At 45.2% G+C, this 23711-nt stretch carries 25 protein-coding genes; 21 read left to right on the top strand and 4 right to left on the bottom strand.

Translation table 11 applies throughout. The features are described from left to right. The first annotated feature begins 122 nt into the window (after positions 1-122). The 4 genes from MHB62_RS19285 (at position 123) to pyrG (ending at position 5929) form a co-directional block, all read left to right on the top strand. Positions 123-2240: a heterodisulfide reductase-related iron-sulfur binding cluster gene (locus MHB62_RS19285; RefSeq protein WP_029318706.1), complete on the top strand. Its 2118-nt coding sequence runs from the start codon at positions 123-125 to the stop codon at positions 2238-2240. Then, the gene (acdA, locus tag MHB62_RS19280; RefSeq protein ID WP_032722686.1) at positions 2237-3376 is read left to right on the top strand and encodes an acyl-CoA dehydrogenase AcdA; all 1140 of its coding nucleotides are present in this window, start codon (positions 2237-2239) and stop codon (positions 3374-3376) included. Before MHB62_RS19285 ends, acdA begins: the two co-directional genes overlap by 4 nt. A 182-nt stretch (positions 3377-3558) precedes the next feature. After that, positions 3559-4080 carry a DNA-directed RNA polymerase subunit delta gene (gene rpoE, locus MHB62_RS19275; RefSeq protein WP_014665742.1) on the top strand — a complete coding sequence of 174 codons (522 nt, stop codon included), beginning with the start codon at positions 3559-3561 and terminating at the stop codon, positions 4078-4080. 241 nt (positions 4081-4321) lie between these two features. Then, positions 4322-5929 carry a glutamine hydrolyzing CTP synthase gene (pyrG, locus tag MHB62_RS19270; protein ID WP_003227612.1) on the top strand — a complete coding sequence of 536 codons (1608 nt, stop codon included), beginning with the start codon at positions 4322-4324 and terminating at the stop codon, positions 5927-5929. A gap of 81 nt (positions 5930-6010) precedes the next feature. Here the strand turns inward: pyrG and MHB62_RS19265 are convergent, their stop codons facing one another. Beyond that, on the bottom strand, positions 6011-6532 hold the full coding sequence (locus tag MHB62_RS19265; RefSeq protein ID WP_014481199.1) for a DUF2529 domain-containing protein: 522 nt from the start codon (positions 6530-6532) through the stop codon (positions 6011-6013). A gap of 165 nt (positions 6533-6697) precedes the next feature. Between MHB62_RS19265 and spo0F the strand changes: the two genes are divergently transcribed. From spo0F to MHB62_RS19210, 11 genes are all read left to right on the top strand, one after another. After that, the gene (spo0F, locus tag MHB62_RS19260; protein ID WP_003227621.1) at positions 6698-7072 is read left to right on the top strand and encodes a sporulation initiation phosphotransferase Spo0F; all 375 of its coding nucleotides are present in this window, start codon (positions 6698-6700) and stop codon (positions 7070-7072) included. Between the two features lie 180 nt (positions 7073-7252). Beyond that, a complete protein-coding gene (locus tag MHB62_RS19255; protein ID WP_003243339.1) occupies positions 7253-8110 on the top strand; it encodes a class II fructose-bisphosphate aldolase in 858 nt (285 codons plus the stop codon). Positions 8111-8229: 119 nt separating this feature from the next. After that, positions 8230-8868, top strand: a complete 639-nt coding sequence (fsa, locus tag MHB62_RS19250) for a fructose-6-phosphate aldolase (RefSeq protein ID WP_003227626.1) — start codon at positions 8230-8232, stop codon at positions 8866-8868. Between the two features lie 378 nt (positions 8869-9246). Beyond that, positions 9247-10536: a UDP-N-acetylglucosamine 1-carboxyvinyltransferase gene (locus MHB62_RS19245; protein WP_003227628.1), complete on the top strand. Its 1290-nt coding sequence runs from the start codon at positions 9247-9249 to the stop codon at positions 10534-10536. Between the two features lie 30 nt (positions 10537-10566). Beyond that, positions 10567-11532, top strand: coding sequence for a class II fructose-bisphosphatase (gene glpX / locus MHB62_RS19240; RefSeq protein WP_014481197.1), 966 nt, complete (start codon positions 10567-10569; stop codon positions 11530-11532). Between the two features lie 214 nt (positions 11533-11746). Then, a complete protein-coding gene (locus MHB62_RS19235) occupies positions 11747-11908 on the top strand; it encodes a hypothetical protein (protein WP_003227632.1) in 162 nt (53 codons plus the stop codon). A 30-nt stretch (positions 11909-11938) separates the two neighbouring features. After that, positions 11939-13222, top strand: a complete 1284-nt coding sequence (gene rho / locus MHB62_RS19230; RefSeq protein WP_003221939.1) for a transcription termination factor Rho — start codon at positions 11939-11941, stop codon at positions 13220-13222. A 118-nt stretch (positions 13223-13340) separates the two neighbouring features. Further along, positions 13341-13541, top strand: coding sequence for a 50S ribosomal protein L31 (gene rpmE / locus MHB62_RS19225; protein WP_003151132.1), 201 nt, complete (start codon positions 13341-13343; stop codon positions 13539-13541). An 88-nt stretch (positions 13542-13629) separates the two neighbouring features. Beyond that, entirely contained in the window at positions 13630-14217 is a 588-nt protein-coding gene (locus tag MHB62_RS19220; protein ID WP_014478269.1) for a thymidine kinase, read from the top strand. 289 nt (positions 14218-14506) lie between these two features. After that, positions 14507-16204, top strand: coding sequence for an oxaloacetate-decarboxylating malate dehydrogenase (gene malS / locus MHB62_RS19215; RefSeq protein WP_003244309.1), 1698 nt, complete (start codon positions 14507-14509; stop codon positions 16202-16204). 81 nt (positions 16205-16285) lie between these two features. Then, on the top strand, positions 16286-17245 hold the full coding sequence (locus MHB62_RS19210; RefSeq protein WP_003242497.1) for an AEC family transporter: 960 nt from the start codon (positions 16286-16288) through the stop codon (positions 17243-17245). 33 nt (positions 17246-17278) lie between these two features. Here MHB62_RS19210 and racA read toward each other — a convergent pair whose 3' ends face one another. Both racA and MHB62_RS19200 read right to left on the bottom strand, forming a co-directional pair. Continuing rightward, positions 17279-17833, bottom strand: coding sequence for a chromosome-anchoring protein RacA (racA, locus tag MHB62_RS19205; RefSeq protein ID WP_019712586.1), 555 nt, complete (start codon positions 17831-17833; stop codon positions 17279-17281). A gap of 121 nt (positions 17834-17954) precedes the next feature. Continuing rightward, positions 17955-18341 carry a VOC family protein gene (locus MHB62_RS19200; RefSeq protein WP_019712587.1) on the bottom strand — a complete coding sequence of 129 codons (387 nt, stop codon included), beginning with the start codon at positions 18339-18341 and terminating at the stop codon, positions 17955-17957. 125 nt (positions 18342-18466) lie between these two features. Between MHB62_RS19200 and prfA the strand changes: the two genes are divergently transcribed. The 3 genes from prfA to MHB62_RS19185 are packed head-to-tail and all read left to right on the top strand — an operon-like array spanning position 18467 to position 20752. Next, complete coding sequence (gene prfA, locus MHB62_RS19195; RefSeq protein ID WP_003227645.1) at positions 18467-19537, top strand: peptide chain release factor 1; 1071 nt, start codon at positions 18467-18469, stop codon at positions 19535-19537. 1 nt (position 19538) lies between these two features. Further along, the gene (prmC, locus tag MHB62_RS19190; protein ID WP_003227647.1) at positions 19539-20405 is read left to right on the top strand and encodes a peptide chain release factor N(5)-glutamine methyltransferase; all 867 of its coding nucleotides are present in this window, start codon (positions 19539-19541) and stop codon (positions 20403-20405) included. 59 nt (positions 20406-20464) lie between these two features. After that, positions 20465-20752, top strand: coding sequence for a DUF5316 family protein (locus MHB62_RS19185; RefSeq protein ID WP_003244050.1), 288 nt, complete (start codon positions 20465-20467; stop codon positions 20750-20752). Positions 20753-20768: 16 nt separating this feature from the next. On the opposite strand, the gene MHB62_RS19180 is transcribed toward MHB62_RS19185, so the two are convergent. Then, positions 20769-21131 (bottom strand): UPF0715 family protein, encoded by a 363-nt coding sequence (locus tag MHB62_RS19180; protein WP_014478265.1) that lies wholly within the window; start codon positions 21129-21131, stop codon positions 20769-20771. Between the two features lie 140 nt (positions 21132-21271). Here MHB62_RS19180 and spoIIR point away from each other — a divergent pair, with 140 nt between their 5' ends. From spoIIR to MHB62_RS19165, 3 genes are all read left to right on the top strand, one after another. After that, a complete protein-coding gene (gene spoIIR / locus MHB62_RS19175) occupies positions 21272-21946 on the top strand; it encodes a stage II sporulation protein R (RefSeq protein WP_003227654.1) in 675 nt (224 codons plus the stop codon). Positions 21947-22012: 66 nt separating this feature from the next. Beyond that, positions 22013-22456 (top strand): GNAT family N-acetyltransferase, encoded by a 444-nt coding sequence (locus tag MHB62_RS19170; RefSeq protein ID WP_003244265.1) that lies wholly within the window; start codon positions 22013-22015, stop codon positions 22454-22456. 156 nt (positions 22457-22612) lie between these two features. Continuing rightward, positions 22613-23653 (top strand): L-threonylcarbamoyladenylate synthase, encoded by a 1041-nt coding sequence (locus tag MHB62_RS19165; protein ID WP_019712588.1) that lies wholly within the window; start codon positions 22613-22615, stop codon positions 23651-23653. Positions 23654-23711: the final 58 nt, after the last annotated feature.

The following is a 23711-nucleotide window of genomic DNA, read 5'->3' as shown; positions in this document are numbered from 1 at the left end:
GCCCGAACAGCAGGAATTTAATTATTGACTGAACACTCATTCATTATTTATCATAAAGATAATCTTATACAGATTCGGGGGTAGGGGATCGCGGTCTTTATCAGTAAAAAGGGGGAATTGGAATGAGCGGCTTTCTCATCGCAAATGCATTATTATTTCTGATTGTAACCGCTTACGCTGTCTATTTGTTTGTGTACTTGGTCAAAACGAGACTGGCCTACATCAAGCTCGGCCAGAAAGAACAATTTGATCAACGGTTCAAGGAAAGGCTTCACGCCATATGGGTGAATGTATTCGGACAGAAAAAACTGCTCAAGGACAAGAAAAGCGGAATCATTCACGTCATGTTTTTCTACGGATTTATATTGGTTCAGTTCGGAGCAATTGACTTTATCATCAAAGGACTGGCTCCCGGCCGGAATCTGCCGCTTGGCCCGGTCTATCCCGCCTTCACCTTTTTTCAGGAAATTGTTACGTTTCTCATTTTAATTGCTGTTGGGTGGGCATTCTACAGACGTTATATCGAAAAGCTCGTGAGGCTGAAACGCGGTTTCAAAGCCGGACTCGTTCTCATTTTTATCGGAGGATTAATGCTGACCGTTCTGCTTGGGAACGGGATGAATCTGATTTGGCATGAGCATGGGCTTTCTTGGAGCGAGCCAATTGCCTCAGGTATTGCGTTTATGCTTAGCGGTGTCGGGAAAACAGGCGCGGCGGTGATTTTCTATATCGCATGGTGGATCCATCTTCTGTTCTTGCTTAGCTTTTTAGTGTACGTGCCTCAGTCGAAGCATGCCCATTTAATCGCCGGCCCGGCAAACGTCTTTTTCAATCGAATGGAATCTGCCGGAAAACTTGAAAAAATTGATTTTACCGACGAAACGAAAGAAAGCTACGGAGCGGGAAAAATTGAGGATTTCAGACAGTCTCAGCTGCTTGATCTATACGCGTGTGTCGAGTGCGGCCGCTGTACCAATATGTGTCCTGCAACAGGCACCGGAAAAATGCTGTCTCCGATGGACTTGATTTTGCGTCTCAGAGACCATCTCACGGAAAAAGGCGCTGCCGTCACCTCGCGCTCCCCATGGGTGCCCGCAGCAGCGTTTCGGCATACGAGAGGCAATCAGCTGGCTGCGGCGTCAGCGGGCAGCGGATCGCAGGAAGCCGCAGCGGCGCTTGATTACAATCCAAGCTTGATCGGCGACGTCATCACAGAGGAAGAAATTTGGGCATGCACCACTTGCCGGAACTGTGAGGATCAATGCCCGGTCATGAATGAGCACGTGGATAAAATCATCGATCTCCGCCGCTACCTCGTACTGACAGAAGGAAAAATGGACAGTGACGCCCAGCGCGCAATGACTAGTATTGAGCGGCAGGGGAATCCGTGGGGCCTCAACCGCAAGGAACGTGAAAATTGGCGTGACGAGGCGCCGGATGCTGAGATTCCGACTGTAAAAGAAATGAAAAAAGAAGGAAAAGAATTTGAGTACCTTTTCTGGGTAGGCTCCATGGGGTCTTACGACAACAGAAGCCAGAAAATCGCAATTTCCTTTGCTAAGCTGCTTAATCACGCGGGCGTGTCCTTCGCGATCCTCGGCAATAAAGAAAAAAATTCAGGAGACACGCCGCGCCGCCTCGGAAATGAATTTTTGTTCCAAGAGCTGGCTGAGAAGAATATTTCTGAATTTGAAAAAAATGATGTCAAAAAAATCGTTACGATCGATCCTCATGCATACAATTTATTTAAAAACGAATATCCGGATTTCGGATTTGAAGGCGAGGTTTATCATCATACAGAAGTGCTGGCCGAGCTTGTGAAAAACGGAAAATTAAAGCCGCAGCACCCGCTTCATGAGACGATTACCTTCCATGATTCGTGCTATTTGGGCCGGTACAATGAAGTCTATGATCCGCCGAGAGAGATTTTGAAAGCCATTCCGGGCGTGCAGCTTGTTGAAATGGAGAGAAACCGGGAAACCGGCATGTGCTGCGGAGCCGGCGGGGGATTAATGTGGATGGAGGAAGAAACAGGCAACAGGATTAACGTCGCCAGGACAGAGCAAGCGCTCGCAGTCAACCCATCGGTGATCAGTTCCGGCTGTCCGTACTGTCTCACAATGCTTGGGGACGGCACAAAGGCGAAGGAAGCCGAAGACCAAGTCAAAACGTACGACGTCGTCGAGCTTCTGGCTCAATCCGTTTTAGGCGCTGATCTGAAAATGGGGGAGAAGCAATGAATTTTTCATTATCAGAAGAACATGAGATGATACGAAAATTGGTGCGCGATTTTGCGAAGCATGAGGTGGCCCCGACAGCGGCAGAACGGGACGAACAAGAACGCTTCGATCGCGAGCTGTTTCGGGAAATGGCAAATCTGGGGCTGACGGGAATTCCGTGGCCTGAAGATTACGGCGGAATCGGAAGTGACTATTTAGCCTATGTCATCGCGGTGGAGGAACTGTCAAAAGTGTGCGCCTCCACCGGAGTGACGCTTTCCGCCCATATCTCTCTCTGCAGCTGGCCGCTGTTTGCCTTTGGAACAGAGGAGCAGAAGACAGAGTACTTAACACAGCTGGCTCTCGGAGAGAAAATCGGCGCATTCGCTTTGACCGAAGCATGGTCTGGGTCTGACGCCGGCAGCATGAAAACAACTGCTGAACGAATCGGCGATGACTATGTGTTGAATGGTTCAAAAGTGTTTATCACAAACGGCGGCGTTGCTGATATTTACATTGTTTTTGCCGTCACCGATCCCGAGAAAAAGAAAAAAGGCATTACCGCTTTTATAGTAGAAAAGGATTTTGAAGGATTTTTTACAGGCAAGAAAGAAAAGAAGTTAGGCATCCGTTCTTCACCGACAACGGAAATCATGTTCGAAGATTGTGTAGTGCCCGCATCAAAGCGTCTCGGAGAAGAAGGAGAAGGCTTCAAAATCGCGATGAAGACGCTTGACGGAGGCAGAAACGGCATAGCCGCACAAGCCGTGGGCATCGCCCAAGGAGCACTTGATGCGGCACTTCAATATGCAAAAGAGCGAAAGCAATTCGGAAAATCGATCGCCGAGCAGCAGGGCATCGCTTTTAAACTCGCGGATATGGCGACAATGATAGAAGCTTCAAGGCTATTGACCTATCAGGCTGCGTGGTTAGAATCATCGGGCCTTCCATATGGAAAAGCTTCCGCCATGTCCAAACTGATGGCTGGGGATACGGCGATGAAGGTAACGACCGAAGCCGTGCAGATTTTCGGCGGCTACGGCTATACAAAAGATTATCCGGTAGAACGCTATATGCGTGATGCAAAAATCACGCAAATCTATGAAGGCACTCAAGAAATTCAAAGACTGGTCATCTCCAGAATGCTCGCGGATTAACGGAAAACATCTCTCAGTCGGATCACTCTTGTAAAATTATTTAAATTAACGCTGTTAAGGGTAGCATATTCTGTTTTATTTTGTTTATAATGAGAGGTATGGTTTGTATAAGAACGATACAAAATCGCTTTCATTATTGATAAAACAGATACATATAAGTAATAGAAAGGGAGTGTCCGACCTTGGGTATCAAACAATATTCACAGGAAGAGCTAAAGGAAATGGCTTTAGTTGAAATCGCTCACGAATTATTTGAAGAACATAAAAAACCAGTTCCTTTTCAGGAGCTTTTAAATGAAATCGCATCTTTGCTCGGCGTGAAAAAAGAAGAGCTTGGAGACCGCATCGCTCAATTTTATACAGATTTAAACATTGACGGCCGCTTCCTGGCGCTTTCTGACCAGACGTGGGGGCTTCGCAGCTGGTATCCGTATGATCAGCTTGATGAAGAAACTCAGCCGACAGTCAAGGCGAAAAAGAAAAAAGCGAAGAAAGCAGTCGAAGAAGATCTTGATCTTGACGAGTTTGAAGAGATCGACGAAGACGACCTTGATTTGGATGAAGTTGAGGAAGAACTCGATCTTGAAGCCGACGATTTTGACGATGAAGATCTTGACGAAGACGACGACGATCTTGAGATCGAAGAAGATATTGTTGATGAAGATGATGAAGACTATGATGATGAAGAAGAGGAAATTAAATAGTATCAGATTTCATCTTCAAAACGATCTTGACTTTCATAGTCGAACTAGGTAGTATGTATTTTGGGCTCTTCAAAAACGAAGAGAGAACATAGTACGTTATGCTCCCTTTCAAGAAATTGAAAGGGAGCTTTCTTATTTTCACCCCTCATTTTTCTTATAAATCATTTAAAAGGCTAAATGATTTTTTATAAAATAGTACATTTTAAAAATGTAGCTAAGAGCGAAGAGAGGAGCAAACGAAATGACGAAATATATTTTTGTAACCGGGGGAGTTGTATCCTCACTTGGAAAGGGTATTGTAGCAGCTTCATTAGGGCGTTTGCTGAAAAACCGCGGACTGAACGTGACGATTCAAAAATTCGATCCATACATCAACGTTGACCCGGGAACAATGAGCCCGTACCAGCACGGTGAAGTATTCGTAACGGATGACGGCGCTGAAACAGACTTGGACCTTGGTCACTATGAGCGTTTTATCGACATTAACCTGAATAAATTCAGCAACGTGACAACAGGTAAAATCTATTCAACAGTTCTTAAAAAAGAACGCCGCGGAGATTACCTTGGCGGAACCGTACAGGTCATTCCGCACATCACAAACGAATTGAAAGACCGTGTTTACCGCGCAGGGAAAGAGACAAACGCAGATGTTGTCATTACAGAAATCGGCGGTACTGTCGGAGACATCGAATCACTGCCATTCCTTGAAGCGATCCGCCAAATGAAGAGCGATATCGGCCGTGAAAACGTAATGTACATCCACTGTACGCTCGTACCTTACATTAAAGCTGCTGGCGAATTAAAAACAAAACCGACACAGCACAGCGTAAAAGAATTGCGCAGCTTGGGCATTCAGCCAAACATCATCGTCGTTCGTACAGAAATGCCGATTTCTCAAGATATGAAAGATAAAATCGCGCTTTTCTGCGACATCGATACAAAAGCGGTTATTGAATGTGAAGATGCGGACAACCTTTACTCCATTCCGCTGGAGCTTCAAAAACAAGGGCTTGATAAGCTTGTTTGCGAGCACATGAAATTGGCATGCAAAGAAGCGGAAATGTCCGAGTGGAAAGAGCTTGTTAACAAAGTCAGCAACCTGTCTCAAACGATTACAATCGGCCTTGTCGGCAAATACGTTGAGCTTCCTGACGCATACATTTCTGTTGTCGAGTCTCTCCGCCATGCGGGCTATGCGTTTGACACAGATGTAAAAGTGAAGTGGATCAACGCGGAAGAAGTGACAGAAAACAATATCGCAGAACTCACAAGCGGAACAGACGGCATCATTGTGCCGGGCGGATTCGGAGACCGCGGTGTTGAAGGAAAAATCGTCGCCACAAAATACGCGCGCGAAAACAACATTCCGTTCTTGGGCATTTGCTTGGGCATGCAGGTGGCGTCTATTGAATACGCACGAAACGTATTGGGCTTAAAAGGCGCTCACTCAGCGGAAATTGATCCGTCAACTCAATACCCGATCATTGATCTTCTTCCTGAACAAAAGGATGTTGAGGATCTTGGGGGAACGCTTCGTCTCGGCCTTTACCCTTGTAAGCTTGAAGAAGGCACGAAAGCCTTTGAAGTGTATCAGGATGAAGTGGTGTACGAGCGCCACCGCCACCGCTATGAGTTTAACAATGAATTCAGACAGCAAATGGAAGAGCAAGGCTTCGTATTCTCAGGCACAAGCCCTGATGGACGCCTTGTTGAAATCATCGAGCTGAAAGACCACCCTTGGTTCGTGGCTTCTCAGTTCCACCCAGAGTTCAAGTCAAGACCGACAAGACCTCAGCCTCTATTCAAAGGCTTTATCGGAGCGTCTGTCGAAGCTGCAAATCAGAAGTAATAAAAAAGACTTGCCGTTTGTCAAAAGCGGGCAAGTCTTTTTTATTTGTTTCCGGCAAGTTCCAGCATGTACAATAAGATATTATGCATACTCTTGCAGAATTTCTTTTAGTGTAAACGATAAAGCGTGATAGACATACAGTGCTGTCATTAAAGAGGGAAACCCGTAACGGGTGCCGTCTTCATCCGGAACAAGCGGCATTTTTAGTTTAGAATCAATATGCACATCACAATACTGTTCTATTCCCGCACTGTCTTTGGCTGCGGGCGATACGCATACGACTCCCGCACCTTTTTCATAAAGCTCTTTTGCGAGCGCCTGTTCTTCGGCTGTGCCCGTCCCTGAGCAAAACATCAGCACCCTGTCGCTTTCTGTCACTTCCTCAGCGCTTTCTGGAAAGGCTTTGACAGATGGGAAGGGTTCTTTGCTTTCAGTGGCCTCAAAAAAGACGCCCTGCAGCTCATTTGCTCCGTATAAATAAATGGAATGCCCGCTGATCACCGCTTGAGCAAGCAGCCGCGCCCCATCTTCAATCGCGTCAGATTCCTTATCCTGAATGCGTGAAAAAATACCTGTTAACTGCGTCGTGAATATTTTCAACATAAGTGAATCCTCCTTTATAACGTACAATATCAGTATACAACAAAAGAGAAAATGCTCAGAAAATGTCGTAAAGTAGACTATTATAATTAAAGGAAATAGGAAAATCAAACAGAATACATACAATACTGCTTACTTTTGACGAAAATCATAATATTGGGGTGTAAAATGATGAATGAAAAAATTTTAATCGTTGATGATCAATACGGCATTCGTATTTTGCTAAATGAAGTGTTCAATAAAGAAGGCTACCAGACGTTTCAGGCTGCGAACGGCCTGCAGGCGCTTGACATTGTGACAAAAGAACGGCCCGACCTTGTGCTTTTGGACATGAAAATTCCCGGCATGGACGGAATCGAAATCTTAAAACGGATGAAGGTCATTGACGAAAACATCCGGGTCATTATCATGACGGCATACGGAGAGCTCGACATGATCCAAGAATCGAAGGAATTGGGCGCTCTGACGCACTTTGCCAAGCCGTTTGACATCGACGAAATCAGAGACGCCGTCAAAAAATATCTGCCCCTGAAGTCTAACTGACAAAAAGAAGAAACAAATGAATCATGTCATTATGTTGCCGATTTGTCGAAAAGTTGGTATCCTAGTTATGGAGAAAAAGCGATCTGAGTATTTACATATGACAGCAATATATGGGTCATGCTAGGGTGGAAAGCTTTTTTCGCTAGAAGACAATCAGGCTACATAAGGAGGACATTCGACATGCCTTTAGTTTCTATGACGGAAATGTTGAATACAGCTAAAGAAAAAGGGTACGCTGTAGGACAATTTAACTTAAACAACCTTGAGTTTACTCAAGCGATTTTACAAGCAGCTGAAGAAGAAAAATCTCCAGTGATCCTTGGTGTTTCCGAAGGTGCGGGACGCTACATGGGCGGCTTCAAAACAGTCGTTGCTATGGTAAAAGCACTTATGGAAGAGTACAAAGTGACAGTTCCTGTTGCGATTCACTTAGACCATGGTTCAAGCTTTGAATCTTGTGCGAAAGCGATTCATGCAGGTTTCACATCTGTAATGATCGACGCTTCTCACCATCCATTTGAAGAAAACGTAGCAACAACTGCTAAAGTTGTTGAGCTTGCTCATTTCCACGGAGTATCTGTAGAAGCTGAGCTTGGAACAGTAGGCGGACAAGAAGATGACGTTATCGCTGAAGGCGTAATCTACGCTGATCCTAAAGAGTGCCAAGAGCTTGTTGAGCGCACTGGCATCGACTGCCTTGCACCAGCATTAGGTTCTGTTCACGGCCCTTACAAAGGTGAGCCAAACCTTGGCTTCAAAGAAATGGAAGAGATCGGAAAATCAACTGGTCTTCCGCTAGTTCTTCACGGCGGTACTGGAATTCCGACTGCTGACATCAAAAAATCAATTTCACTTGGTACAGCTAAAATCAACGTGAATACTGAAAACCAAATTTCTTCTGCAAAAGCTGTTCGCGAAACATTGGCAGCTAAGCCTGACGAGTACGATCCACGTAAATACCTTGGACCAGCTCGTGAAGCGATCAAAGAAACAGTTATCGGTAAAATGCGTGAATTTGGTTCTTCAAACCAAGCTTAATTCAATTGGAACTTTTTATAGCCGCCTGACAGCTTGACAGGCGGTTTTCCGTCTATCTTTAGAAAGCGCAATCATATTCGCAGTTCAGAAAATTTCTTAATCAGGGAGGCTTTTTGAAAATGTTATTCTTTGTTGATACAGCCAATATCGATGAAATTAGAGAAGCGAATGAATTAGGAATTCTCGCCGGTGTAACGACGAATCCTAGTTTAGTAGCAAAGGAAGCTAATGTATCATTCCACGACCGTCTTCGCGAGATCACAGACGTCGTGAAAGGCTCTGTAAGTGCAGAGGTTATTTCTTTGAAAGCTGAGGAAATGATCGAGGAAGGAAAAGAACTGGCGAAAATCGCACCGAACATTACGGTGAAAATCCCGATGACGTCTGACGGTTTAAAAGCGGTAAGAGCACTTACTGACTTAGGCATCAAAACAAACGTCACATTGATCTTCAATGCAAACCAGGCGCTTCTTGCTGCCAGAGCGGGGGCAACATATGTATCTCCATTCCTGGGACGTTTAGATGACATCGGCCACAACGGGCTTGACCTGATTTCAGAAGTTAAACAGATTTTTGACATTCACGGCCTTGACACGCAAATCATTGCAGCGTCAATCCGCCACCCGCAGCACGTGACAGAAGCTGCTCTTAGAGGGGCTCATATCGGCACAATGCCGCTGAAAGTCATTCATGCGCTCACTAAACACCCGTTAACAGACAAAGGAATCGAACAATTCCTGGCAGACTGGAACAAATAATGAAAGGGGCGGCAAACAGCTTTATGCCTGTTTGCCGCGGCCTTTGTATTTCACCGACCTGATACAGCGGATCTTCAGATGCTGACGCCGCTTTACAGAGAAGGAATCATTGGGCTGCAGAAGCTGATATCGGAATGAAGGGTATGCGTACTGCTTTTGCCGGATGACGACGATGTCTCTCGAGCCGGCGGGTCTCTGTGCATCTTTTGAAACCTGTACCCCCCAAAGCTTCGCTATTTTCTTCCTGATATTTTACAATGTGTTGTATTCTTTCTCTTCGAATTGGCTAGATTTTGGACATGAGCTTTATTTGCAGAGACAGAATAAAATGACATTTTATTTAGCTCCGCAGCTATCTTCTTATGGAAGGAGACTATCATGGAAAAGTTGAATATTGCCGGCGGTGACTCGTTAAACGGTACAGTACATATCAGCGGCGCTAAAAACAGCGCTGTTGCGTTAATACCTGCAACCATTTTGGCAAATTCCGAGGTGACAATTGAAGGGCTTCCAGAGATTTCAGATATTGAAACGCTGCGTGACCTGTTAAAGGAAATCGGCGGCAACGTGCATTTTGAGAATGGGGAAATGGTTGTTGACCCTACGTCGATGATCAGCATGCCGCTCCCTAACGGGAAAGTAAAAAAGCTTCGCGCGTCATATTATTTAATGGGGGCGATGCTCGGCCGCTTCAAGCAGGCGGTCATTGGATTGCCTGGCGGCTGTCACTTAGGGCCCCGTCCGATTGATCAGCATATCAAAGGCTTTGAAGCACTCGGAGCTGAAGTAACCAATGAACAAGGCGCCATTTATTTGCGAGCTGAAAGGCTCAGAGGCGCACGGATTTATTTAGATGTCGTAAGCGTTGGGGCAACGATTAACATTATGCTCGCCGCTGTTTTGGCAGAAGGGAAAACGATCATCGAAAACGCTGCCAAGGAGCCTGAGATCATTGACGTCGCGACATTGCTTACCAGCATGGGCGCCAAAATCAAAGGTGCGGGCACCAATGTGATTCGAATCGACGGCGTGAAGGAACTGCACGGCTGCAAGCATACGATCATTCCGGACAGAATTGAAGCCGGGACATTTATGATTGCAGGGGCTGCAATGGGCAAGGAAGTCATTATCGATAACGTCATCCCTACTCATCTTGAGTCGTTAACGGCAAAGCTGAGAGAAATGGGCTATCATATCGAAACAAGCGACGACCAGCTCCTCATTGTTGGCGGGCAGAAGAACTTAAAGCCGGTTGACGTCAAAACCCTCGTATACCCGGGGTTTCCGACTGATTTACAGCAGCCGATGACGGCGCTCCTGACAAGGGCGAAAGGGACGAGTGTCGTCACAGACACCATCTACTCGGCAAGATTCAAGCACATTGATGAGCTGAGACGAATGGGTGCCAATATGAAAGTAGAAGGCAGATCTGCCATCATCACAGGTCCTGTCGAGCTTCAAGGCGCAAAAGTGAAGGCAAGTGATCTGCGTGCCGGAGCCTGCTTGGTGGTAGCCGGACTGATGGCTGATGGCGTCACGGAAATTACGGGACTGGAGCATATTGACCGCGGATACAGCAGCCTTGAGAAGAAGCTTGAGGGGCTTGGAGCGACAATTTGGCGTGAAAGAATGACTGACGAAGAAATAGAACAGCTTCAAAATTCATAATGGTTTCTTGTGAGAGGAGATCGTGTTGAAATGGAAAGAAGTTTATCAATGGAATTGGTACGTGTGACAGAAGCTGCGGCATTGGCATCAGCAAGATGGATGGGCCGGGGAAAAAAAGATGAGGCTGATGAAGCGGCAACAAGTGCAATGAGAGACGTTTTTGATACAGTGCCGATGAAAGGGACCGTTGTAATCGGTGAAGGGGAAATGGACGAAGCGCCAATGCTGTATATCGGGGAAAAACTCGGAAACGGGTACGGACCTCGCGTTGATGTCGCAGTTGACCCTCTTGAAGGCACAAACATCTTAGCAAGCGGCGGCTGGAACGCGCTGACGGTGATCGCGGTCGCAGACCACGGCACTCTGCTGAATGCTCCTGACATGTATATGCAAAAAATCGCAGTCGGTCCGGAAGCGGTGGGCTGCATTGACATCGAAGCACCTGTCATTGACAACCTTAAAGCGGTGGCAAAAGCGAAAAACAAGGACGTTGAGGACGTCGTTGCCACAATTTTAAACCGTGAAAGACACGAAAAAATCATTTCCGAGCTTCGTGAGGCCGGCGCCAGAATCAAATTGATCAATGACGGCGATGTCGCAGGCGCCATCAACACGGCTTTCGACCACACGGGCGTTGATATCCTGTTCGGATCAGGCGGCGCTCCTGAGGGTGTGCTTTCAGCTGTTGCGCTGAAAGCACTCGGCGGAGAAATCATTGGTAAACTTCTTCCGCAAAGCGAAGAAGAAATCACTCGCTGTCACAAAATGGGCCTTGATTTAAGCAAAGTCCTTCGCATGGAAGACCTTGTGAAGGGTGATGACGCGATTTTTGCAGCTACAGGGGTTACTGACGGCGAGCTGTTAAAAGGAGTTCAATTCAAAGGCTCTGTCGGTACAACTGAAAGCTTAGTTATCCGTGCAAAATCGGGCACTGTTCGTTTCGTTGACGGCAGACACAGCTTGAAAAAGAAACCAAATCTTGTAATCCGTCCATAACAAACAGAAAAAGCGGGTGTGAGCCCGCTTTAACTTTTGCAGAAAAGCGTCAACTCTATCAATTCCGTGTCAAAACCTTATTTCAGTTGAATAATTTTTTGAAATAAGGTAAAAATAAAGAGTGCTGCGAATTTTACTGCGTAATACCTTCTTTTAAGCACTAGGAAAGTTTCAATTTCTACCGCATACAGACGATATAAGTATTGATCTTCTCATGTTTTTGTCCTCGCTTCCTTCAAAACTCATTAAGACAATCCTTTTAACAAAAGCGCCGATCATGGGTGGAAGTGTTACCGATAGAAGTTCCTTTATGTTAAAAAAAGAATGTGCTTTGGCGGATGTTGTGCAAAAGCAGCAGATGACATGTTCAGAGTAAGATATTGACTATGAAAAGCGTGGTGTTTTTATGAAAGACGTATCTATTTCCTCTTTGGAAAATATGAAATTGAAAGAGCTTTATGAACTTGCAAGACATTATAAAATCTCCTATTACAGCAAACTGACAAAAAAAGAACTCATTTTCGCCATTCTGAAAGCGAATGCAGAACAGGAAGATCTGCTGTTTATGGAAGGCGTTCTTGAGATCATCCAGTCTGAAGGTTTCGGATTCCTGAGACCGATCAACTACTCTCCAAGCTCAGAAGACATTTACATCTCAGCTTCACAAATCCGCCGTTTCGATTTGCGGAACGGAGACAAAGTATCAGGCAAGGTTCGCCCGCCAAAAGAAAATGAGCGTTACTATGGACTTTTGCACGTTGAAGCAGTAAATGGGGATGATCCCGAATCTGCAAAAGAGCGTGTGCATTTCCCGGCTCTTACGCCACTTTATCCGGATCGTCAAATGGTGCTTGAAACAAAGCCGAACTTCTTGTCTACAAGAATTATGGACATGATGGCGCCGGTTGGATTTGGGCAGCGCGGATTGATTGTTGCGCCGCCGAAAGCCGGAAAAACGATGCTGCTGAAGGAAATTGCCAACAGCATTACAGCGAACCAGCCCGAAGCAGAGCTGATCGTGCTTTTAATTGACGAAAGACCTGAGGAAGTAACCGATATCGAGCGCTCTGTAGCTGGGGATGTCGTCAGCTCAACGTTTGATGAAGTGCCGGAAAACCATATCAAAGTGGCCGAGCTTGTGCTTGAACGTGCAATGCGTCTCGTGGAACACAAAAAAGACGTCATTATCCTGATGGACAGCATCACACGGCTTGCCCGCGCCTACAACTTAGTGATTCCGCCAAGCGGAAGAACGCTTTCCGGGGGGATTGACCCAGCGGCGTTCCACCGTCCGAAACGCTTCTTCGGGGCTGCGAGAAATATCGAAGAGGGCGGCAGCTTAACCATCCTTGCTACGGCTCTGGTCGATACAGGTTCACGTATGGACGATGTCATTTATGAAGAATTCAAGGGAACAGGCAACATGGAGCTCCATCTTGACCGCTCTCTTGCCGAGCGCCGCATCTTCCCTGCCATCGATATCCGCCGTTCAGGAACGCGCAAAGAAGAGCTGCTTGTGCCTAAAGAGCATCTTGATCGTTTATGGTCTATCCGCAAAACGATGTCTGATTCACCTGATTTCGCAGAAAAGTTCATGAGAAAAATGAAAAAAACCAAAACAAACCAGGAATTTTTCGATATTCTCAATCAAGAATGGAAACAGGCAAATCTATCATCCGCAAGAAGGTAAATTGTATTTGCAAAAGAAGTAAATCACTGATATAATTTTCTCATATGCGTTTCGGACAATGCTCCGAAATAATAACTCTGTTTCCACACGGGATTCAGGGCGGAAGGAGATGGATACAATGAAAGCAGGAATTCATCCTAATTTCAAAAAAGCAACAGTTAAATGCGCTTGCGGAAATGAATTTGAAACAGGCTCAGTAAAAGAAGAGGTACGCGTTGAGATTTGCTCTGAATGCCACCCATTCTACACTGGCCGTCAAAAATTCGCTTCTGCTGATGGTCGTGTTGATCGCTTTAACAAAAAATACGGTCTTAAGTAATAATAGATTTCTCAACAGGCAAGCAGCAGTCTTGCCTGTTTTTTATATTGTCTAAAACACAGCTGGCAGAGAGAGGGGAGCGAAGCCTATGTACATAATGAAACAAAGCGGGTGGCTTGAGCTGATTTGCGGCAGCATGTTCTCGGGGAAATCTGAAGAGCTGATCAGAAGAGTGAAGAGAGCAACTTATGCCAAGCAGGAAGTCAGGGTATTTAAGCCTGTAATTGATAACCGATACAGCGAAGCTGCTGTTGTCTCCCATAATGGAACATCGATGACGAGCTATGCCATTTCGTCTGCTGCAGACATTTGGGATCACATCAGTGAAAGTACAGATGTGATTGCGGTTGATGAAGTGCAGTTTTTTGATCAGGAAATTGTTGAGGTTTTATCATCTCTTGCCGATAAAGGCTACCGTGTGATAGCAGCAGGCCTTGATATGGATTTTAGGGGAGAGCCGTTTGGTGTCGTCCCGAATATCATGGCGATTGCGGAAAGTGTGACAAAGCTGCAAGCCGTCTGTTCTGTTTGCGGATCACCGGCGAGCAGAACACAGCGCCTCATTGACGGCAAACCTGCTTCTTACGATGATCCGGTCATTTTGGTTGGTGCATCTGAATCATATGAAGCAAGATGCAGACATCATCACGAAGTCCCAGGTAAATCTAAAAAATAGTCCAAAACATGGGTATAAAGATAGAATGCACCGGCTAAAAACACCGGTGTTTTTTTTATATTCTGATAATATGCAATTAAAAAATTTAAATAAGTATATTAAAAAATTAAGTAATTTTCTTCCCTTGAATTTTGATTTTGACAGGCATACAATAGCTTACGTAATGTAAATAGTTTTGAGACATTGTTCGAATAATTGTCACAAAGTCGCATAAAGATCATGATCGGTCATATTTTAGATGGGTTATTACTTAACTTGGTTAACTATTTCAAGAAAGAAGGAGATTTGCTTGAATAACATAAAAAAAACGAAAGAAGGCCACTTAGAAACAACTCTTAGAGGAAAAGAAGTTTTATCTATTCCTACTTTAAATAAAGGCGTTGCTTTTTCACTAGAAGAAAGACAAGAACTCGGCTTAGAAGGGCTTCTGCCGCCAACTGTACTTTCTCTTGATCAACAAGCACAACGCGCGTACGAGCAATTCCAAGCGCAGCCTGACCGCCTTCGTCAAAATGTTTACTTAAGTGATCTTGCAAACCGTAACGAAGTTCTTTTCTATAAATTGCTGAAAAACCATCTTCGCGAAATGCTTCCTGTTGTGTACACGCCAACAGTTGGTGAAGCGATTCAGGAATACAGCCATGAATATAGAAGACCTCAAGGAATCTACTTATCAATCGATAACATTGACGGTATTGAAAAAGCGTTTGAAAACCTTCATGCGACAGCAGGCGATATTGATCTTATCGTTGCTACTGACTCCGAAAGCATTCTCGGTATCGGTGACTGGGGTGTAGGCGGTATTAATATCGCAATCGGTAAATTGGCTGTTTACACTGCTGCAGCTGGTATTGATCCTAGCCGTGTTATCCCGGTTGTGCTTGATGTCGGTACGAACAACGAAAAACTTCTAAACGATCCTTTATATATTGGTAACAAGCATGAACGTGTTCAAGGTGAACGCTACGAAGCTTTCATTGACGCTTATGTAAAAGCTGCATTGAAATTCTTCCCTAAAGCGCTTCTTCACTGGGAAGACCTTGGCAACAAAAATGCACGCAACATCATGAAAAAATACAATCATGAAATCCTGACATTTAATGATGATATTCAAGGTACTGGCGCGATTACACTTGCAGGTGTGCTTGCTGCTATGAAGAAAACCGGCGCTTCTATTAAAGATCAGCGTGTTGTTATCTTCGGTGCTGGTTCTGCTGGTATCGGTATTGCTGACCAAATCCGTGACACAATGGTGCTAGCCGGATTATCTGAAGAAGAAGCTAACAAACGTTTCTACACACTTGATTACAGAGGCTTGCTGACTGAAGACATCGAAGGCATCCTTGATTTCCAAAAACCTTACCTTCGCAATGCGGATGAAGTGAAAGACTGGAAGCGCGATGAAAAAGGTCAAATTCCATTCGATGAAGTGGTTCGTCAAGCGAAACCAACGATCTTGATTGGTACTTCTGGGGTTTCAGGTGCATTCACAGAGGAAATTGTAAAAGAAATGGCATCTCACGTAGACCGTCCGGTTATCATGCCGATGTCTAACCCGACTCACCTTGCTGAAGCTGTTCCTGAAGATCTGTTCAAATGGACTGACGGAAAAGTGCTTATTGCAACAGGAAGCCCATTTGACAATGTAGAATACAACGGTGTTTCTTATGAAATCGGACAATCTAACAACGCATTCGCGTTCCCTGGTCTTGGACTTGGTTCAATTGTAGCTGAAGCGCGTATCATTACACCTGCTATGTTTGCTGCAACTGCTGATGCGATTGCTGAAATGGTTGATCTTGAAACACCTGGAGCAGGATTGCTTCCAAGCATTGATAAGCTTCAAGAGGTTTCTATCCAAGTTGCGATTGCCGTTGCTGAAGCAGCAATTAAAGATGGCGTGGCAAATCGTCAGCCTGAAGATGTGAAACAAGCGGTACTTGATGCAATGTGGACACCTGAATACAAAAAAGTCATCGCGAAATAATTAGCGAGTAAATTTTTCTGTCCGAGGGAAAGCTTTTTGTAAAGCTAAAGTATACGGACATAGGATTTGGAGGAGAATATTTTGAGCATCTTAGATATCTTAATCCTCCTGGCGCCGATCTTCTTTGTTATCGTGCTGGGTTGGTTTGCAGGACATTTTGGAAGTTATGATGCCAAGTCGGCAAAAGGGGTAAGTACGTTAGTAACGAAATACGCACTTCCAGCTCACTTTATCGCTGGTATTTTGACAACTTCCAGAAGTGAATTTTTATCACAAGTACCTTTAATGATTTCTTTAATTATTGGGATTGTTGGTTTCTATATCATCATTCTTTTGGTTTGCAGATTTATTTTCAAGTATGATTTAACGAACTCATCTGTATTTTCTTTGAACTCTGCACAGCCGACATTCGCATTTATGGGTATCCCGGTATTGGGAAGCTTATTCGGAGCGAATGAAGTTGCGATTCCGATCGCGGTCACAGGTATCGTGGTTAACGCGATTCTTGATCCGCTCGCGATCATTATCGCTACTGTTGGTGAGTCTTCTAAGAAAAACGAAGAGAGTGGCGACAGCTTCTGGAAGATGACAGGAAAATCAATCCTGCATGGTCTTTGTGAGCCGCTTGCAGCTGCTCCGTTAATCAGTATGATCTTAGTGCTGGTTTTCAATTTCACTCTTCCTGAGCTGGGTGTTAAAATGCTTGATCAGCTTGGAAGCACAACATCTGGTGTTGCTCTCTTTGCTGTTGGTGTTACCGTTGGTATTCGTAAAATTAAACTCAGTATGCCGGCTATCGGTATTGCGTTACTAAAAGTTGCGGTTCAGCCTGCGTTAATGTTCCTGATTGCTCTTGCTATCGGACTTCCGGCTGACCAAACAACAAAAGCAATCCTTCTTGTTGCATTCCCTGGTTCTGCCGTTGCAGCCATGATTGCGACTCGTTTCGAGAAACAAGAAGAAGAAACTGCAACTGCGTTTGTGGTCAGTGCGATTCTGTCATTGATTTCACTTCCAATCATTATCGCGCTTACTGCGTAACAAAAAAAGCTCCCTTTACGGGAGCTTTTTGCTTTAGGTTTGAAATTTGAACAGTGACAGCAGCGGTTTTTTTCTCGTTTTGGTTTTTTCAGAAGCAGCAGCGGTCTCGGGGATCGGCTGAGCGGTGAATTCTTTCATTAGTGAGGTCAGTGATTGCAGATCTGCAAGAATATCATCGATTTCTCTGCGGTGCTGAAGCAGCTGGTAAGATACACCTTCATCGGCTTTTTGTTTCAGCTGGCGTTCCAGCTCCGACATCCTTGCCATCAATTCGCTTTCGTCCTGCCTTTGCTGTAAAAGGGTGTCCAGCTTTTGTTCAAGCTGCTCGATTCTTCGTTCTGTGTCGCTACTTGTTTTTTGGACAAGGAAGCCTGTGCGCTTTTTAGCGCTTTTCGGCAGATGAATATCCTGAATCGCCGTGCCTTCAGAGATTTGTTTTTGAACGGATTTTAGAACCTTCACGTCTTCTGCCGTGAACGAATAGTGTCCGAGCTCATTGCGTTCGGCCGGAAGATTCAGCTGCTTCACCCACCGCTGCACCGTTTTTGCGGAGACGCCGAGTTCACTTGCTACCATATTTGTATTCATGATCCCATACCTCCTTTTAAGCTAGGTATTCGACCATAGAATGCGGTTCCCTTCCCGTTAGACAAAACAAGAAAAGATTCGGCAAAGAAAGTGGGTATCTCCTTTTTTTCTTCAAAAACTGTTATTGTTCATACAGTTCTAATGGAAGCTGGTCAGGATCAAAAAAGAAGGTGAAACGCTTGCCGGTCAGCGGATCTGTTCTGATTGGCTCTGTTTCGATTCCTTTTTCATGAAGCTCTTGAACCGCTTTATCCAAGCTGCCGACTGTAAAGGCGAGGTGGCGCAGGCCTGCGGCTTCAGGCCGGGTTTGTCGTTCGGGCGGATCGGGAAACGAGAACAGCTCAATGACATACGAGTCGTTAAGCGACAAATCAAGCTTATAGGAGCCGCGCTCTTCGCGGTACGTTTCTTGAATCACCTGAAAACCAAGCTTATGTACATAGAAAGCTTTCGACTTTTCGTAATCTGAACATATGATTGCAATATGATGTATGGATTTCAGCAACATCATCCCTCCTCGAATTCCAGTATAGCAGAGGGAGCTTTTCCAGCTGGGATTGAAATGCTTTTGACTGGGGTTAATCACTATACTATAATGAGAATGTTACGCACAGGAAAACAGAGGTGAAGACCGTGTTAGACCGTTTAAAATCAATTGAAGAACGATACGAGAAATTAAATGAGCTTTTGAGCGATCCAGAAGTAGTCAACGATCCGAAAAAGCTAAGAGAATATTCAAAAGAGCAATCTGATATACAAGAAACAGTTGACGTATATAGACAATACAGAGATGCGTCAGAACAGCTGGCTGATGCAAAAGCGATGCTTGAAGAGAAGCTGGATGCTGAGATGCGCGACATGGTGAAGGAAGAGATTTCTGAACTTCAGAAGGAAACGGAAACACTGTCCGAACGCCTGAAGGTGCTCCTGATCCCGAAAGATCCTAATGACGACAAAAACGTTATTATGGAGATCCGCGGGGCTGCGGGAGGCGAGGAAGCCGCTTTATTCGCGGGCAACCTGTACAGAATGTATTCCCGTTATGCTGAGCTTCAAGGCTGGAAAACAGAGGTCATGGAAGCGAATGTAACCGGAACGGGCGGCTACAAAGAGATCATCTTTATGATTACGGGAAGCGGCGCGTATTCTAAACTCAAATATGAAAACGGCGCCCACCGCGTGCAGCGTGTTCCGGAAACGGAATCCGGCGGCCGTATCCATACATCTACTGCAACAGTGGCATGTCTTCCTGAGGCAGAAGAGGTAGAGGTTGACATTCATGAGAAGGATATCCGTGTCGATACGTTTGCTTCAAGCGGACCGGGCGGACAAAGCGTTAACACAACAATGTCTGCGGTTCGTCTGACTCATTTGCCGACAGGTGTTGTTGTATCATGCCAAGACGAAAAATCTCAAATTAAGAACAAAGAAAAAGCAATGAAGGTTCTCCGTGCCAGAATCTATGATAAATTTCAGCAGGAAGCCCAGGCTGAATATGATCAAACACGGAAATCAGCAGTCGGATCTGGTGACCGCTCTGAACGTATCCGCACATACAACTTCCCGCAAAACCGTGTGACGGATCACAGAATCGGTTTGACGATTCAAAAGCTTGATCAGATTCTTGAAGGAAAACTTGACGAAGTGGTTGAAGCGCTGATTGTTGAAGATCAGGCAAGCAAGCTTCAGCAGTCGGAAGGTTAAGATGAAGACGATATTCGAAGCCCTGAAATGGGCTTCTTCTTATTTAACCGAAGCGGGAAGAGAAGAAAATGCGGCCGAGCTCCTATTGCTTTATGATACCGGAATGGAGAGAAGCAAGCTGCTCGCAAGCTTACAGGAACCGATTGGTGAAGACGAACTGTATCGCTTTAAGCGTCACGTTGAGATGCATAAAGAGGGCGTGCCGGTTCAATACATTATAGGAAAAGAGTTTTTTTATGGACGGGAATTTATGGTGAATGATGATGTGCTGATCCCGCGGCCGGAAACTGAAGAAGTTGTCTTTCATTTGCTTGAAAAATATCGGAGTGTTTTTTCTGAAGACGGCAAGCTCGAAGTTGTTGACGTTGGTACAGGGAGCGGTGCAATAGCCGTCACGCTTGCGCTTGAAAACCAAAGCTTTTCTGTGTCGGCGGTCGATATTTCGAAAGAGGCGCTGCAAGTCGCCTCTGCCAATGCAGAAAAACTCGGAGCGAATGTGCGCTTTTATCAGGGCGATCTGCTTGAGCCTTTTATTAAGGCGGGAAAAAAAGCGGATATCATTGTCTCAAACCCGCCATATATTTCAGAGGAAGAAATGGCTGATTTATCGGAAATTGTCCGTTTTCATGAGCCGCTGCACGCACTCACCGATGGCGGAGACGGGCTGAAATTTTATAAGCGGTTTATGGAAGACATTCCGCTTGTTATGAAGGATAAAGTATTTGTCGTTTTTGAAATCGGCTGGAAACAGGGAGCGGCGGTCAAAGACCTGATCCTCAAGGCGTTTAAGGGGGCGGAAGTGGAAGTGCTGAAAGATATTAATGGAAAAGACAGAACCATATGCGCTCTGATTCATAAAAATAAATAAGCAGCTTGCTGGCGAGTGAATGGATCAAGCTGTTTAACACCAGCAAAGGGGATGTAAACATGAAAAAGGCCCTGACAGCAGGAATCCTGCTCATTGCGATTGAGAGCATGATTGGCACCATTTTTCCGCAGGCTCTTTCATATGAAGCGATTTTTGGCGTTGCGTCTCTCGTTTTAGTGGGGCTCGCGATCATTACATCGGGTTTGGCTGTAAGCGGAAGCGATCAGCGGGCAAACTACCATTCAGAAACCAAAGAAGGCCGTACATCTCGCATGAAAATGGCGGCCGCTTTCTTTGTTGCGGCGATACCTTCCATTCTATGTTATTTACTGACGATTTTGTTTTAATAAAAAAGGAAGCCTCTTAGGCTTCCTTTTTTTGCAGTAAAACAGAATCCCATATCCAATAGATAAGAGCTGTTAATACAGCGAAAAGATAAAAGGCTGTATTTTGAAACAGAGATTGTCCCGAAGGCTGAAGCACGCCGAAAATGATCGCGTTGGCAATAAAAGCAGCGGCAAGGTAATACAGCAGATACAAAGGGCTGAAACGTTTCGGCTTTTTATTCATCATGATTTGAAGCGGCAGTGCGAAGATCAAATAAGGAAACAGAAAATAAAATGCCATTGTGATGAGAGCGGCAATGATAAATGAATGAATATAAATTACTGAATAAAGAACGGACATCGTGAATGCTGATAACAGCACTGTATAATTGTATTTCATCTTAAACCTCCTAAAACACTATCGTACCATAAATAAGATTAACAGCTTGCTAGATTTTTTTCACCCTGCACGTTTATCCCAGGCTCTCCTTGTCCATAATAGGGCTAGAAACAAAGCACGGAGAGGAACGGTGGGGACCGATGAAAAAAACAGTAATCATTTGTATATATATCTTTCTTTTATTATCCGGAGCGCTCGTAGGGCTGGCAAAAGAAGAGACGGCACAAAAATCGGAAAATCAGCCGGTGGTCATACCTGATCAGGCGATTCGTTTGAGAATACTGGCAAACAGCGATAGTGATCAAGACCAGCAATTAAAACGTCATATAAGAGACGCGGTGAATAAAGAAATCACAACTTGGGTAAAGGATATTACTTCTATTGAAGAAGCGCGTCGCGTGATTCGTTCAAAGCTGCCTGAAATCAAAGCAATTGCAAAGGAAACAATGGAGAAAGAAGGAGCGAATCAGTCGATATCCGTTGATTTTGACAAAATCTCGTTTCCGACAAAGCTTTACGGCAACATGGTATATCCCGCTGGTGAGTATGAAGCGATTTTGATTACGCTTGGAAACGGAGACGGCGCCAACTGGTGGTGTGTGCTGTTCCCGCCCCTCTGCTTTCTTGATTTTTCTAACGGGGAAGCCGTCAAAGAACAAGAAGATAAAGAAGCCTCAAAAAAGCAGACTGAAAAAGTGCTTGAGGACGTAACCGCTAAAGCGGAAAAAGCCAAAAAAGAAGAGAACGAAGAAAAAGAAGACGGCACAGAAGTGAAATTCTTTTTAGTCGAATGGATTTCCGACCTTTTTTCCTAATCATCTGGTCTAAAAATAGATTTGCCTCATAGATTGGAAGAAAGAACGCAAAAACGGGGTGAACGGATGTTTTATCAACTGCGGGTGGCAAGGGAAAAAGACGGAGATGTGCTCGAGGCATTTTTAAAACAGGCGAAAACCAGCTATGAAGGCGTGAAAGAAGGCTTCACTCAATTTCTTATGCTGGAGGACAGTGAGAAAAACATTGCCGGATGCCTCGGTATTGAAAAAATAAGCTGTGACCAGGGGCTGCTGCGATCACTTGTCATATCGGACAAGCTTCACCAAGGCCATATCGTCACGCTTTTTCAAAGCATGGAGGTGCTGTGCGAAAAGCATCAGATCAAAACCGTGTACCTAGTAGCAAATCAGCATTCCTCTGCGGATTTTCTGACGGCCATGGGTTTTGAAAGAGCTGAGAGTGTACCGGAGGAGCTGTTTTCTTCTGATCACTTCTGTGAATCGCGGCAAACAGAAGGAGCCGTTTTGATGAAAAAAGCGTCTGGATAAGTGCAGTTTATACACATACTTATCCACTTCTTTATTAGCGTTGTCCACAATTTGTGGATAACGCTTGTTTTATTACAGGACATCTTTTATACTTTCAAAAGGATTACACGCGTAAAACAATCGTTTTATTGTTGTGAATAAGGAGTTTGGTCAGAAATGAAAACGAAAAGATGGTTTGTGGATGTAACTGACGAGTTATCCACAAATGATCCACAAATTGCACAAGCAGCCGCTTTGCTCCGAGAAAATGAGGTCGTTGCCTTTCCGACAGAAACAGTATATGGCCTAGGCGCAAACGCAAAAAATACGGATGCCGTCAAAAAAATATATGAGGCGAAAGGGCGGCCGAGCGATAATCCCCTGATTGTCCACATTGCGGATATCAGCCAGCTTGAGGATTTAACGGGCCCAGCGCCGGAAAAGGCGAAAACATTGATGAAACGGTTTTGGCCGGGAGCACTTACGCTCATTCTGCCTTGCAAACCTGATGCGCTTTCACCTCGTGTAACGGCAGGTCTTGAAACGGTTGCCATTAGAATGCCGGATCATCCGCTTGCCCTTGCATTGATTCGCGAATCGGGACTGCCGATTGCAGCACCGAGCGCCAATCTATCAGGCAAGCCAAGTCCCACAAAAGCGGAGCATGTGGCTCACGACTTGGATGGCCGCATAGCCGGTATTATGGATGGAGGCCCTACCGGAATCGGGGTCGAATCAACTGTGCTTTCATGTGCGGACGACATCCCTGTTCTCCTGCGTCCGGGCGGCATTACGAAGGAACAAATTGAGGCCGTGATCGGGCCGATCCATGTGGATAAAGGGCTCAGCGATCAAAACGAGAAGCCGATTTCTCCAGGGATGAAATATACACATTATGCGCCGACAGCGCCGCTTGCCATTTGCGAAGGCAGCCCAGAGCGCATTCAGCATCTCATTCAAGAATATCAACAGGGCGGAAGACGGGTCGGTGTCCTGACGACAGAAGAAAACGCGGGCGTTTATTCCGCTGATTATGTGAAGAGCTGCGGAAGACGGGCTCAGCTTGAGACTGTTGCGGCAGGGCTGTATGATGCTTTGCGCAGCTTTGATGAGAATAAGGTGGACTTTATTATTGCGGAATCCTTTCCGGACACAGGTGTCGGTCTCGCTATTATGAACAGGCTGATGAAAGCCGCCGGAGGAAGAGTGATTCGCTGAAAGCAGTCAGATGTTCTAACCCTTTTTGGACACGCATAGGCTAAAAAAGCGGGGCGTG

The organism is Bacillus sp. FSL K6-0255 (assembly GCF_045040725.1).
Lineage (GTDB): Bacteria > Bacillota > Bacilli > Bacillales > Bacillaceae > Bacillus > Bacillus subtilis.
Note: the sequence above shows the minus strand (reverse complement) of the source record. Positions and strands in the feature narration are given on the sequence as shown.

What these genes read in the sequence shown, in the direction of transcription:
- MHB62_RS19200 (WP_019712587.1), bottom strand. Translation starts at nt 18,341, where the DNA reads ATGTTGCTGAAATCCATACATCATATTGCAATCATATGTTCAGATTAC.
- spoIIR (WP_003227654.1), top strand. Translation starts at nt 21,272, where the DNA reads ATGAAAAAAACAGTAATCATTTGTATATATATCTTTCTTTTATTATCC.
- prmC (WP_003227647.1), top strand. Translation starts at nt 19,539, where the DNA reads ATGAAGACGATATTCGAAGCCCTGAAATGGGCTTCTTCTTATTTAACC.
- MHB62_RS19180 (WP_014478265.1), bottom strand. Translation starts at nt 21,131, where the DNA reads ATGAAATACAATTATACAGTGCTGTTATCAGCATTCACGATGTCCGTT.
- MHB62_RS19245 (WP_003227628.1), top strand. Translation starts at nt 9,247, where the DNA reads ATGGAAAAGTTGAATATTGCCGGCGGTGACTCGTTAAACGGTACAGTA.
- MHB62_RS19265 (WP_014481199.1), bottom strand. Translation starts at nt 6,532, where the DNA reads ATGTTGAAAATATTCACGACGCAGTTAACAGGTATTTTTTCACGCATT.
- MHB62_RS19285 (WP_029318706.1), top strand. Translation starts at nt 123, where the DNA reads ATGAGCGGCTTTCTCATCGCAAATGCATTATTATTTCTGATTGTAACC.
- pyrG (WP_003227612.1), top strand. Translation starts at nt 4,322, where the DNA reads ATGACGAAATATATTTTTGTAACCGGGGGAGTTGTATCCTCACTTGGA.
- acdA (WP_032722686.1), top strand. Translation starts at nt 2,237, where the DNA reads ATGAATTTTTCATTATCAGAAGAACATGAGATGATACGAAAATTGGTG.
- spo0F (WP_003227621.1), top strand. Translation starts at nt 6,698, where the DNA reads ATGATGAATGAAAAAATTTTAATCGTTGATGATCAATACGGCATTCGT.
- MHB62_RS19235 (WP_003227632.1), top strand. Translation starts at nt 11,747, where the DNA reads ATGTTTTTGTCCTCGCTTCCTTCAAAACTCATTAAGACAATCCTTTTA.
- MHB62_RS19255 (WP_003243339.1), top strand. Translation starts at nt 7,253, where the DNA reads ATGCCTTTAGTTTCTATGACGGAAATGTTGAATACAGCTAAAGAAAAA.
- MHB62_RS19185 (WP_003244050.1), top strand. Translation starts at nt 20,465, where the DNA reads ATGAAAAAGGCCCTGACAGCAGGAATCCTGCTCATTGCGATTGAGAGC.
- MHB62_RS19170 (WP_003244265.1), top strand. Translation starts at nt 22,013, where the DNA reads ATGTTTTATCAACTGCGGGTGGCAAGGGAAAAAGACGGAGATGTGCTC.
- MHB62_RS19165 (WP_019712588.1), top strand. Translation starts at nt 22,613, where the DNA reads ATGAAAACGAAAAGATGGTTTGTGGATGTAACTGACGAGTTATCCACA.
- glpX (WP_014481197.1), top strand. Translation starts at nt 10,567, where the DNA reads ATGGAAAGAAGTTTATCAATGGAATTGGTACGTGTGACAGAAGCTGCG.
- racA (WP_019712586.1), bottom strand. Translation starts at nt 17,833, where the DNA reads ATGAATACAAATATGGTAGCAAGTGAACTCGGCGTCTCCGCAAAAACG.
- MHB62_RS19220 (WP_014478269.1), top strand. Translation starts at nt 13,630, where the DNA reads ATGTACATAATGAAACAAAGCGGGTGGCTTGAGCTGATTTGCGGCAGC.
- rpmE (WP_003151132.1), top strand. Translation starts at nt 13,341, where the DNA reads ATGAAAGCAGGAATTCATCCTAATTTCAAAAAAGCAACAGTTAAATGC.
- fsa (WP_003227626.1), top strand. Translation starts at nt 8,230, where the DNA reads ATGTTATTCTTTGTTGATACAGCCAATATCGATGAAATTAGAGAAGCG.
- rho (WP_003221939.1), top strand. Translation starts at nt 11,939, where the DNA reads ATGAAAGACGTATCTATTTCCTCTTTGGAAAATATGAAATTGAAAGAG.